Source organism: Streptomyces sp. NPDC003943, assembly GCF_053605265.1.
Map to the genome: position 1 here is coordinate 68374 of NZ_JBSGIW010000017.1, position 11514 is coordinate 79887.

Annotated in this window: 12 protein-coding genes; 7 read left to right on the plus strand and 5 right to left on the minus strand. The window is 72.6% G+C overall.

Features of this window, described 5'->3' with window-relative positions; all coding sequences use genetic code 11:
- The first annotated feature begins 2 nt into the window (after positions 1–2).
- Positions 3–620, plus strand: coding sequence for an Lrp/AsnC family transcriptional regulator (locus tag ACWEV0_RS10420; protein WP_453148232.1), 618 nt, complete (start codon positions 3–5; stop codon positions 618–620).
- 70 nt (positions 621–690) lie between these two features.
- On the opposite strand, the gene ACWEV0_RS10425 is transcribed toward ACWEV0_RS10420, so the two are convergent.
- Both ACWEV0_RS10425 and ACWEV0_RS10430 read right to left on the minus strand, forming a co-directional pair.
- Positions 691–1284, minus strand: a complete 594-nt coding sequence (locus tag ACWEV0_RS10425; RefSeq protein ID WP_453148234.1) for a TetR/AcrR family transcriptional regulator — start codon at positions 1282–1284, stop codon at positions 691–693.
- Positions 1281–2906 carry a 3-hydroxyacyl-CoA dehydrogenase gene (locus ACWEV0_RS10430; protein WP_453148236.1) on the minus strand — a complete coding sequence of 542 codons (1626 nt, stop codon included), beginning with the start codon at positions 2904–2906 and terminating at the stop codon, positions 1281–1283. The genes ACWEV0_RS10425 and ACWEV0_RS10430 overlap by 4 nt, the downstream gene beginning before the upstream one ends.
- A gap of 124 nt (positions 2907–3030) precedes the next feature.
- On the opposite strand from ACWEV0_RS10430, the gene paaN reads away from it, so the two are divergent.
- Positions 3031–4728, plus strand: a complete 1698-nt coding sequence (paaN, locus tag ACWEV0_RS10435) for a phenylacetic acid degradation protein PaaN (RefSeq protein WP_453148238.1) — start codon at positions 3031–3033, stop codon at positions 4726–4728.
- A 171-nt stretch (positions 4729–4899) separates the two neighbouring features.
- On the opposite strand, the gene ACWEV0_RS10440 is transcribed toward paaN, so the two are convergent.
- The 3 genes from ACWEV0_RS10440 to ACWEV0_RS10450 are packed head-to-tail and all read right to left on the minus strand — an operon-like array spanning position 4900 to position 7657.
- Complete coding sequence (locus tag ACWEV0_RS10440; protein WP_453148240.1) at positions 4900–5559, minus strand: TrmH family RNA methyltransferase; 660 nt, start codon at positions 5557–5559, stop codon at positions 4900–4902.
- Positions 5556–6818 (minus strand): HTTM domain-containing protein, encoded by a 1263-nt coding sequence (locus ACWEV0_RS10445; protein ID WP_453148242.1) that lies wholly within the window; start codon positions 6816–6818, stop codon positions 5556–5558. The genes ACWEV0_RS10440 and ACWEV0_RS10445 overlap by 4 nt, the downstream gene beginning before the upstream one ends.
- Positions 6815–7657 carry a DUF5819 family protein gene (locus tag ACWEV0_RS10450; RefSeq protein ID WP_453148244.1) on the minus strand — a complete coding sequence of 281 codons (843 nt, stop codon included), beginning with the start codon at positions 7655–7657 and terminating at the stop codon, positions 6815–6817. The genes ACWEV0_RS10445 and ACWEV0_RS10450 overlap by 4 nt, the downstream gene beginning before the upstream one ends.
- A 113-nt stretch (positions 7658–7770) precedes the next feature.
- On the opposite strand from ACWEV0_RS10450, the gene paaA reads away from it, so the two are divergent.
- Genes paaA through ACWEV0_RS10475 form a run of 5 tightly spaced genes read left to right on the plus strand, consistent with a single transcriptional unit; the run spans position 7771 to position 11469 of the window.
- Positions 7771–8790: a 1,2-phenylacetyl-CoA epoxidase subunit PaaA gene (gene paaA, locus ACWEV0_RS10455; protein WP_453148245.1), complete on the plus strand. Its 1020-nt coding sequence runs from the start codon at positions 7771–7773 to the stop codon at positions 8788–8790.
- On the plus strand, positions 8787–9074 hold the full coding sequence (paaB, locus tag ACWEV0_RS10460; protein ID WP_389210854.1) for a 1,2-phenylacetyl-CoA epoxidase subunit PaaB: 288 nt from the start codon (positions 8787–8789) through the stop codon (positions 9072–9074). Before paaA ends, paaB begins: the two co-directional genes overlap by 4 nt.
- Positions 9071–9826, plus strand: coding sequence for a 1,2-phenylacetyl-CoA epoxidase subunit PaaC (paaC, locus tag ACWEV0_RS10465; RefSeq protein WP_453148247.1), 756 nt, complete (start codon positions 9071–9073; stop codon positions 9824–9826). Before paaB ends, paaC begins: the two co-directional genes overlap by 4 nt.
- Entirely contained in the window at positions 9820–10380 is a 561-nt protein-coding gene (paaD, locus tag ACWEV0_RS10470; RefSeq protein ID WP_453148249.1) for a 1,2-phenylacetyl-CoA epoxidase subunit PaaD, read from the plus strand. The genes paaC and paaD overlap by 7 nt, the downstream gene beginning before the upstream one ends.
- On the plus strand, positions 10381–11469 hold the full coding sequence (locus ACWEV0_RS10475) for a 2Fe-2S iron-sulfur cluster-binding protein (RefSeq protein ID WP_453148251.1): 1089 nt from the start codon (positions 10381–10383) through the stop codon (positions 11467–11469).
- Positions 11470–11514 lie beyond the last annotated feature (45 nt).

Below are 11514 nucleotides of genomic sequence, written 5' to 3' on the forward strand. Positions count from 1 at the left end.
CTATGGCGGAAGAACAAATGGCCGACTTCGAGGGGCGCTCGGACGACGAGCGCCTGAACACGCTCCCCGGCGCCGCCCTCCCGGCGGCTCCGGCCGGCGGGCCGCAGGCGTACCAGGGGACGACTTCCGGCCCTCCCGCCATGGTCCCCCCGGGCGGGCCGGCCCGCCCGCTGGACGCGATCGACCGGGACATCCTGCGGCTGCTCCAGGCCGACGGCCGCGCCTCGGTCCGCTCGGTCGCCGAACGGGTCCACGTCTCGCGCGCCAACGCGTACGCGCGGATCAACCGGCTCATCGAGGACGGCGTGATCCGCGGCTTCGGCGCCCGCGTCAACCACGAGCGGGCGGGGCACGGCGCCTCCGCCTACATCACCCTCAAGATCGTCCAGAACACCTGGCGGACCGTCCGCGAACAGCTCCGGGCCCTGCCCGGCGCCGCCCACATCGCCCTGGTCAGCGGCGACTTCGACGTCCTGCTGCTCGTCCACACCCCGGACAACCGCACCCTGCGCGAGCTGGTGCTCACCCGGCTCCAGTCGATCCCCGAGGTCCTGTCGACCCACACCCTGCTGGTCTTCGAGGAGACGGACCTGGACCCGTGCACGGAGCTGAGGGACTGAGAGGCGGGAAACGCGAAAGCCCGCCCGGGCGACCCGGGCGGGCTCGGCACGACGGCGCGGACAGGCGTTCTCAGCTCGCCGTCCGCAGCCCGTCGAAGGCCATGTGGACGACCGTGTCCACCAGCTGCTCCCGCTCCGCCTGGGAGTCGTACTGCGGCCGGTACCACTCCACCAGCGAGTTGATCATGCCGAAGAGCAGCCGGGTCGCGAGCCGTATGTCCAGGTCGGCCCGCAGGTCGCCGTCGACGACGGCCGACTTCAGGAGCTCGGCCACCCGGTGGTCGAACTCGCGGCGCCGCTCCATCGCCCACCGCTCCGTCTTCGTGTTGCCCCGCACCCGCAGCAGCAGCGTCACGTACGGCAGCTCCTCGATGAGCACCTCGACCGTGCGCCGGGTCACGTACTCGACCCGCTCGATCGCCCGGCCGCGGCCCGCCGCCGACTCGTCGAGGACCGCGAAGAGCCCGTCGAGCGCCCGGCTGACGGCCCGGTGCAGGAGCTCCTCCTTGCCGGCGACGTGGTGGTAGATCGACGACTTGGAGATCCCCGCCGCCTTGGACAGGTGCTCCATGGACGTGCCGTCGTAGCCGCGCTCGTTGAAGACCTGCACGGCGACCGTGAGCAGCGTCTCGGGGGTGTAGGTGTCGCGTCGGGCGGTGGTCATCGGCTCTCCTCCGCCTCTGCGGCTTCTTCCTCGGACGCCCGGCGCGCGAGCGCGAGCGAGGGCGCGTAGCGGCCGGTGGGGTAGCGCTCGTGCAGCTCGCCGAGCAGGTCCCGCACGCGGGCGTGACCGATCCGCGCGGCCCACTCCAGCGGCCCCACGGGGTAGTTGACCCCGAGCCGCATCGCGGTGTCCACGTCCTCGGCGGAGGCCACGCCCCGGTCGACGGCGTCGGCGGCGACGTCCGCCAGCATCGCGACCGTACGGGCCACGATCATGCCGGGTACGTCGCCGATGACCGACACCTGCTTGCCGAGCGCCTGGAACAGGCCCACGGCCTCGGCCAGGATGCCGGGGTCGAGGCCGCGCCGGGCCGACAGAACGATCCTGCTCGCCTTCTCGTAGTCGAGCGCGAGGTCGAAGTGGACGATGTCGTCCTGGTGGCGCTCAAAGCCCGCGTAGCCGTCCGCGAGCTCAAGCTGCCCACCGCCGGGCAGGACGATCCGCCCGTCCCCCCAGGCCCTGCGACGCCGCACCGTGATCCCGGCCCGCTCGAAGAGGCCGACGAGCGGCTCGGCGGGCCCGAGGTCGCCGCGCACGGTGATCCGCGCGGGCGCCTCGGCAGCCGGCGCGGTGTGCGGCTCGGGGCGCTCGGCGCCCTCCGCGTACGGGAACCAGCCGTGCCCGGTCTTGCGGCCGAGGCGGCCGGACTCGACGAGCCGCCGCTGGGCGAGCGAGGGGGTGAACTTGGGGTCCTGGAAGAAGGACTCCCACACCGAACGGGTCACCGCCTCGTTGACGTCCTGCCCGATCAGGTCGGTCAGCTCGAAGGGGCCCATCCGGAAGCCGCCGCACTCGCGCAGGGCCGCGTCGATGGTGGCGGGGTCGGCGGCGCCCTCCTCGAAGATCCGCAGCGCCTCCGCGTAGAAGGGGCGGGCGACCCGGTTGACGATGAAGCCGGGCGTGTCGGCGCAGCGAACCGGCGTCTTGCCCCAGCGCTTCATCGTCTCGTACGCGCGCGTGGCGGTGGCCGGGGCGGTGGCGAAGCCGCTGACGACCTCGACGAGCGGCAGCAGCGGCGCCGGGTTGAAGAAGTGCAGGCCGACGAAGCGGCCGGGCAGCCGGAGCCCTCCCGCGATGGCAGTGACGGAGAGGGAGGAGGTGTTGGTGGCGAGCACGGTGTCCGCGCCGACGACCTGCTCCAGCTCGGCGAAGAGCTGCTGCTTGACCGCGAGCTGCTCGACGATCGCCTCGATGACCAGGGCGGTGTCGGCGAGGCCGGCGAGCTCGTCGGCCGCGTGCAGCCGGCCGAGCGCCGCGTCGCGCTCCGCCGCGTCGAGCCGTCCCTTCTCGACCAGCCGGTCGAGGCGGCCCGCGACGGCCTTCACGGCCTCCGCGGCCCGGCCGGGGGCGCTGTCGTAGAGGCGTACGGGATGGCCGGCGACCAGGGCGACCTGGGCGATCCCCTGCCCCATGGTGCCGGTGCCGACGACGGCGACGACGCCGCTCGGCCCGATGCCGGGCTCGGCGACCGGCTGGACGGCCGGCTCGGTGGGACGGGCTCCGTCGGCAGCCGGCACCGTGTCGCCGTTCCCCTGCCCCTGGACGGTCGTGCTGGCGCTCATAGGAGTGATCCTCCCCGATGGGTTTTCCACAGGACCGCCGGACCCCCTTGTCCCGACCGATCGTTCGGTTACTCTAACTCCGTACGCGTCTCCCTGCCCAGCTCGACGAGGAGTTGGTCCATCCATGGCCACCGCTCAGCTGACCACCGACGTTCTGGCCGAGAAGCACCGGTCCACACTCGATCAGGCGCTCGCCACGATCCGCACCCGTGCCTACTGGTCTCCGTACCCGGAGCACCCGAAGGCGTACGGGGAGAACGGCTCGCTGGACGCCGCCGCCGGCCTCGCCGCCTACCAGGAGCTGCTGGGCCGGCGCTTCGAGCTCGACCAGCCCGGCACCGACGGCTGGGTCCCCGGCGAGACCTCGCCGTACGGCCCCGAGCTCGGCGTGGAGTACCCGCACGCCGACCTCGACGTGCTGCTCCCGGCGATGCGCGCCGGCCTCGCCGCCTGGCGCGACGCCGGGCCCGAGACCCGCGCGCTGGTGTCCCTGGAGATCCTCGCCCGGATCTCCGCCCGCACGCACGAGTTCGCCCACGCGGTCATGCACACCAGCGGCCAGGCGTTCATGATGGCCTTCCAGGCCGGCGGCCCGCACGCCCAGGACCGCGGCCTGGAGGCCGTGGCGTACGCGTACGAGGAGCAGACCCGCACGCCGGCCGGCCGCGCCGCCTGGTCCAAGCCCCAGGGGAAGCGCGACCCGCTGGAGCTCTCCAAGGAGTTCACGGCCGTCGGCCGCGGCATCGGCCTCGTCATCGGCTGCAACACCTTCCCGACCTGGAACGGCTACCCGGGCCTGTTCGCCTCCCTCGCCACCGGCAACGCGGTGCTGGTCAAGCCGCACCCGCGCGCGGTGCTGCCGCTGGCCCTCACCGTCCGCGTCGCCCGCGAGGTCCTCGCCGAGTCCGGCTTCGACCCCAACCTGGTGGCGCTGGCCGCCGAGCGGCCCGGCGAGGGCATCGCCAAGACGCTGGCCGTCCGCCCCGAGATCCGGATCATCGACTACACCGGCTCGACCGCCTTCGGCGACTGGCTGGAGGCCAACGCCCGCCAGGCCCAGGTCTACACGGAGAAGGCCGGCGTCAACACGGTCGTCGTCGACTCCACCGACGACTACAAGGGCATGCTCTCCAACCTGGCCTTCTCGCTGTCCCTGTACAGCGGCCAGATGTGCACCACCCCGCAGAACCTGCTGATCCCCCGCGACGGCATCACCACCGACCAGGGCCCCAAGTCCTACGACGAGGTCGTCGCCGACCTCGCCGCCTCGGTCGGCGGCCTCCTCGGCGACGACGCCCGCGCCAACGCGCTCCTCGGCGCCCTCGTCAACCCCGACGTCAAGGCCCGCCTGGAAGCCGCAGCCGGCCTCGGCGAGGTGGCTCTCGCCTCCCGCGAGATCATCAACCCGGAGTTCCCGGACGCGGTCGTCCGTACGCCCGTCATCGTGAAGCTCGACGGCTCCAAGCCCGACTCGGAGGCCGCCTACTTCTCCGAGTGCTTCGGCCCCGTCTCCTTCGCCGTCTCGGTCGACTCCACCGCCGACGCCCTGGAGCTCCTGCGCCGCACCGTCCGTGAGAAGGGCGCCATGACCGTCGGCGCCTACACCACCTCCCCGGACACCGAGCGTGCCGTCGAAGAGGTCTGCCTGGACGAGTCCGCCCAGCTCTCCCTCAACCTCACCGGCGGTGTCTACGTCAACCAGACCGCCGCCTTCTCCGACTTCCACGGCTCCGGCGGCAACCCGGCGGCGAACGCCGCCCTGTGCGACGGCGCCTTCGTCTCGAACCGCTTCCGCGTCGTGGAGGTACGCCGCCAGGCCTGACCCACGAACCGTCGGGGCCCCGAGGAGGGGCGGGGCCCCGACGCACGACGCGAGGCTGTCCGTACGACGCGCGGCTCTCCGTACGACGCGGGAGCCCTCCGTACGACGCGGGAGCCCTCCGTACGACGCTGGGACCCCGCGCACGGCGCGGGGTCCAGTGGGCGGAGCCCCTCAGTCGATCTCCGCGTACCTCTGCACCCACGCGTGCATCGCGATCGCCGCCGCCGCGCCCGCGTTGATCGACCGCGTCGAACCGAACTGCGCGATCGAGCACACCATCTCCGAGGCCTCCCAAGCCTCCTGCGTCAGCCCCGGCCCCTCCTGCCCGAACAGCAGCACGCACCGCCGCGGCAGCACCGTCCGCTCCAGCGGCACCGCGCCCGGCAGGTTGTCGATGCCGATGATCGGCAGGCCCTCGGCGGCCGCCCACGCGGTGAGCCGAGCGGTGTCGGGGTGGTGGCGCACATGCTGGTAGCGGTCGGTGACCATGGCCCCGCGCCGGTTCCAGCGCCGGCGCCCCACGATGTGCACCTCCTTCGCGAGAAACGCGTTGGCGGTACGCACCACGGAGCCGATGTTGAAGTCGTGGCCCCAGTTCTCCACCGCCACGTGGAAGTCGTGGCGGCGGGTGTCGAGGTCCGCGACGATCGCCTCGCGCGTCCAGTAGCGGTAGCGGTCGACGACGTTGCGCCGGTCGCCGCCGGCGAGCAGCTCGGGGTCGTAGCGCTCGCCTTCGACGCCTTCGGGCCACGGCCGCGGGTGCGGCCCGACGCCGATCTCGGGGCCGAACCCCTCGTCGTACTGGATGGGCTGTTCTTCGGTGGTGCTCACCCGACGAGGGTACGGGGACCGGTCTCCGTACGGTTCTGCTCGGGCACGGGCGCGACGTCGGCGGCCCGCCCGAGCACCCGCCCGAACACCCGGTCCCGGACCCGCACGACCCGCGCCCCCGCCCACACCAGGAAGCCGGTCGGCAGGAACACCGCGTCCGCGGCGATCATCGCGAGCGAGAAGAACGGCAGCCCGAGCAGCAGCGCGATACCCGCGTGCTCCAGCATCATCGCCGCGAGCAGCACGTTCTTGACCTTGCGGTTGAAGAGCGTGAAGGGGAACGCGACCTGCACGATCACCGTGCCGTAGGTCAGCAGCAGCACCATCGTGCCGCTGTCGCCGAGCAGGCCGGAGAGGGCGGGCCAGGGGGAGAAGTAGTCGAGGTGCAGCGGGTAGTAGAGCGCGGTGCCGTCCTGCCAGCGCGAGCCCTGGACCTTGTACCAGCCGGCCGTCGCGTAGATCAGGCAGACCTCCGCCATGATCACGACGAGCGTCGTGTTGTGGGCGAGGTTGGCGACGACGTCGAGGAGCGTGCGCGGCTCGTCGGGCGCGTACCGGCACACCAGCCACCACAGGCCGTGCCCCAGCCACAGCACCCACAGCAGCACCAGCAGCCACCACTCGCCGGTGATGTCAAAGAACCAGGTCGCGGCGAGCAGGAAGCCGCCGAGCACGGTCCACAGGAGGGGCCCGACGACACGGTCGTCCCCCTTGCCCCGGGCGGCCCGGCGGGCGTCGAGCGACCAGACCTGGGCGCAGCGGGTGAGGACGAGGTAGAGCGACATGATGTGGACGACGTTGTCGCCGCCGTCGCCCATGAAGATGGCGCGGTTCTGCAGGGACAGCACGCCCGCCATGAAGACCACGGAGACGGCGCGGGTGCGCCAGCCGAACAGCAGCAGCACGGCGGAGAGCACGGCGAGCGCGTAGACGATCTCGAACCAGAGCCGTCCGTCGGACCACATCAGCACGCTGAAGGAGCGGTTGTCGGCGATCAGCCGCCGCCCCATCTCCCAGGACCAGGGGCTGTCGGGCCCGTACAGCTCCAGGCGGTGCGGCCATTCCCGCAGCAGGAACAGCAGCCAGGTGAGGGAGAACCCGATCCGGACGATCGCCGTCTGGTACGGGCCGAGGGCGTGCGCGGTGACCTTCTGTACGGCGGCGGCAAGCCGGCGGTCGAGGGGCGGGCGGCCGGCGGACGGGCCGGACGGGCCGGACAGGGCGACGGCGGACGTGGAGGAGGGGCTCTGGGTCGTCATCGGGCGGCCGCCTCGGTGTCGGTGGTCCCGGTCCCGGCCGCTCCCGCGGGCCGGTCGGCGTCGGTGATCCGCCACCAGGCGTAGCTGCGGTACGAGGGCCGGGTGTCGATCTTCTCGGTGCTCCACGCCGGCGCGGGCACGGACCGGGTGGCGGAGCGCAGCTGGATCTTCAGGACCCGGCCGCCGAGCTCGCGCTCGTCGAGGCGGGAGAGCACGATCCGGCGCAGGTAGCTCGCCGAGAGTTCGCCGCGCATCCCGTTGGGCCGGTCGTCGTCGGTGTGCGAGCCGACGTAGAAGTCCCAGGCCCGGCGCAGCTCGTTCTGGACGGTGTGGCTGGGGACGACGCTGCCGCGGATCCTGTCGGCGTCCTGGGCGGTGAGGTCGATCCACCCGGTGGTCCGGCGGCTGCCGTCCGCGCCGGCGATCTGGGCGCGGACCTCGACGGAGATGTTCTGCTGGAGCGGGTTGGGCGCGAAGAGCTTCCAGTTCTGCTCGAACTCGGGGTAGATCCAGTCGTCGACGGCCTCGCCGTGCTGCTTGGTCAGCGTGTTCGACGGCGCGACGTGCAGGAACACCATCGCGAGGTGGACGCAGGCGAAGACGCCGAGGACGGCGAGGGCGACGGCGGCGGCCACCTGGTACGGCATCGAGAGCGCGGCGATACCGGCCCGGGGCGCGGTCGCCGGCCCGGCCACGCGCTCGGCCATCAGCTCGGCCGTCCGCTCGGCCGTCGACTCGGCCGTCGACTCGGCCGTCGACTCGGCCACTCCTTCGGCCACCCGTTCGGGCGAACCGTCCGGTCCGGGCTCGTCCGCGCCCCTGTCGTCGTACGAGTCCATCGCGCCCCGCTCCCGCTCGGCCTAAGGAGTTATCCACAGAGGTTGACACCATACGGGCCCCCGAACGACCATTGAAGTCATTCAACCGAACGATCGGTCGGTAGGGGGTTCCGATGACCGCAGGTACGGCAGAGGCCACAGCGACAGAGGGGTCGACGGCGATCCAGGCCGCGACCCAGGCCGCCCTGGAGGCGGTCTTCGACGCCGCCGTCGCAGCCGACGAGCGCATCGAGCCGCGCGACTGGATGCCGGACGCCTACCGGACCGGTCTGATCCGCCAGATCGCCCAGCACGCCCACTCCGAGATCATCGGCATGCAGCCGGAGGCCAACTGGATCACCCGCGCGCCCAGCCTGCGGCGCAAGGCGATCCTCATGGCCAAGGTCCAGGACGAGGCCGGGCACGGGCTGTATCTGTACAGCGCCGCCGAGACGCTGGGCACCAGCCGCGACGAGCTGCTCGACAAGCTCCACTCCGGCCGCCAGAAGTACTCGTCGATCTTCAACTACCCCACGCTGACCTGGGCCGACGTCGGTGCCATCGGCTGGCTCGTGGACGGCGCGGCCATCACCAACCAGGTCCCGCTGTGCCGCTGCTCCTACGGGCCGTACGCCCGCGCGATGGTCCGCGTCTGCAAGGAGGAGTCCTTCCACCAGCGCCAGGGGTACGAGGCGCTGCTCGCCCTCTCCCGCGGCACCGAGGCCCAGCACGCGATGGCCCAGGACGCGGTGAACCGCTGGTGGTGGCCGTCGCTGATGATGTTCGGCCCGCCGGACGACGAGTCGACCCACTCCGCCCAGGCCATGGCCTGGAAGATCAAGCGCCACTCCAACGACGAGCTGCGCCAGCGCTTCGTCGACATCGCCGCCCCGCAGGCCGAGTCCCTCGGCCTCACCCTCCCCGACCCCGACCTGAAGTGGAACGAGGAGCGCGGGCACTACGACTTCGGCCCGATCGACTGGGACGAGTTCTGGAACGTCCTGAAGGGCAACGGGCCGTGCAACGAACAGCGGCTCACCAAGCGCCGCCAGGCCCACGAGGACGGCGCCTGGGTCAGGGACGCCGCCGCGGCCTACGCCGCCAAGCACGACCAGCACACGCACGGGAACGGGATCGGGGAGGCACGGGCATGACCACCGAAGGATGGCCGCTGTGGGAGGTCTTCGTGCGCTCGCGCCGCGGCCTGTCCCACACCCACGCCGGCAGCCTCCACGCCCCGGACGCCGAGATGGCCCTGCGCAACGCCCGCGACCTCTACACCCGTCGCAACGAGGGCGTGTCGATCTGGGTCGTGCCGTCCGGCGCGATCACCGCCTCCTCGCCGGACGAGAAGGACCCGTTCTTCGAGCCGGCCGCGGACAAGCCGTACCGCCACCCCACCTTCTACGAGATCCCGGACGGGGTGAAGCACCTGTGACCGGCGCCCGGCCCACCGCCACTCCCACCGCCACGGCGGCCGCCGCCGTCCCGGCGGCGGCGCTCGCCCTCGGCGACGACGCCCTGATCCTCGCCCAGCGCCTGGGGGAGTGGGCGGGCAGCGCGCCCGTCCTCGAAGAGGAGGTCGCGCTCGCCAACATCGCGCTCGACCTGCTCGGCCAGGCCCGGGTGCTGCTCTCCCTCGTCGGCGACGAGGACGAACTGGCCTACCTCCGCGAGGAGCGCGCCTTCCGCAACTGCCAGCTCGTCGAGCAGCCGAACGGCGACTTCGCGCACACCATCGCCCGCCAGCTCTACTTCTCCACCTACCAGCGGCTCCTCTACGGGCAGCTCGCCGCGGGCGACGGACCGCTCGCCGGACTCGCCGCCAAGGCCGTCAAGGAAGTCGCCTACCACCAGGACCACGCCGAGCACTGGACCCTGCGCCTCGGTGACGGCACCGACGAGAGCCACCGTCGGATGCAGCACGCCTGCGACGCCCTGTGGCGGTACACGGGCGAGCTGTTCGAGCCCCTCGACGGCCTCGACATCGACACCGCGGCCATGGAGCGTGCCTGGCTCGACTCCGTCACCGCCGTCCTCGACCGGGCCACGCTCACCGTGCCCGCCGGCCCGCGCACCGGAGCGTGGAGCGCGGGCGCCGGCCGCCAGGGCCTGCACACCGAGTCCTTCGGCCGTCTGCTCGCCGAGATGCAGCACCTGCACCGCAGCCACCCGGGGGCGTCATGGTGACCACCGCCCCCAGCGCCACGAGCGCCGTCGGCACTCCGAGCACCCCGACGGCCCCGGCTGCCGCTCCGACCGCCCTGGAGCAGGAACTGGCCCGGATCGCCGGCGCCGTCCCCGACCCCGAGCTGCCGGTCCTCACCCTCGCCGAACTCGGCGTGCTCCGCGGCGTCCATGTGCACGCCCCCGGCCGCGTCGAGGTCGAGCTCACCCCTACCTACACCGGCTGCCCGGCGATCGAGGCGATGTCCTCCGACATCGAGCACGCGCTGCGCGAGCACGGAGTGCCCGAGGTCTCCGTCGTCACCGTCCTCAGCCCCGCCTGGTCCACGGACGACATCACCGAGGAAGGCCGCCGCAAACTCGAAGAGTTCGGCATCGCGCCACCCCGTCCGCAGGGCCCCGCCGGCGGACCGGTGCCGCTCGCCCTGGCGATCCGCTGCCCCCACTGCGGCTCCACCGACACCGAACTCCTCAGCCGCTTCTCCTCCACCGCGTGCAAGGCACTGCGCCGCTGCGCGTCCTGCCGCGAACCGTTCGACCACTTCAAGGAGTTGTAGATGGCGTCCTCAAGCTCCGCACGGGCCGGGTTCCATCCGCTCCGGGTGAGCGAGGTCGAGCCGCTCACCGACGACTCCGTGGCCGTCACCTTCGCGGTCCCGCCCGAGCTGCGCGACTCCTACCGCCACACTCCCGGCCAGCACCTCGCCCTGCGCCGCACCGGGCAGCACGGCGAGGAGATCCGCCGCACGTACTCGATCTGCGCCCCGGCCGTCACCGAAGGCGAGCCGCCCGTCCTGCGCGTCGGCATCCGCCTCGTCGACGGCGGCGAGTTCTCCACGTACGCCCTCAAGGAGCTCGCCGTCGGCGACACCGTCGAGGTCATGGAGCCGATGGGCCGCTTCGTGCTGCCCCCGCGCCCCGGACACTTCGCGGCCGTGGTCGGCGGCAGCGGCATCACCCCGGTCCTGTCCATGGCAGCCACCCTGCTCGCCCGCGAGCCCGAGGCCCGTTTCTGCCTCGTCCGCAGCGACCGCACCGCGTCCTCCACGATGTTCCTCGACGAGGTCGCCGACCTGAAGGACCGCTACCCCGACCGCTTCCAGCTGGTCACCGTGCTCTCCCGCGAGGAGCAGCAGTCCGGCCTGCCCTCCGGCCGGCTCGACCGCGAGCGGCTCACCGGCCTGCTGCCCGCGCTGCTGCCGGTCGGCGACATCGACGGCTGGTTCCTGTGCGGGCCGTTCGGCCTGGTGCAGAGCGCCGAGCAGGCGCTGCGCGGCCTGGGCGTCGACCGCACCCGCATCCACCAGGAGATCTTCCACGTCGACGACGGCTCCGCGCCCGCCCCGGCCGCCGCGGCCGACGCCCCCGCGGACGCCACGCTGACCGCCACCCTGCACGGGCGCTCCGGCAACTGGCCGGTCCAGCAGGGCGAGACGCTCCTGGAAACGGTGCTGCGCGCCCGGGCGGACGCCCCGTACGCCTGCAAGGGCGGCGTCTGCGGCACCTGCCGCGCCTTCGTCGTCTCCGGCGAGGTCCGGATGGACCGCAACTTCGCGCTGGAGCCCGAGGAGACCGACGCCGGCTATGTCCTCGCCTGCCAGTCCCACCCCGCCACCCCGGAGGTCGAGCTCGACTTCGACCGCTGACGGACACCGCTGACGGACACGGCTGACGGACACGGCTGACGGAGA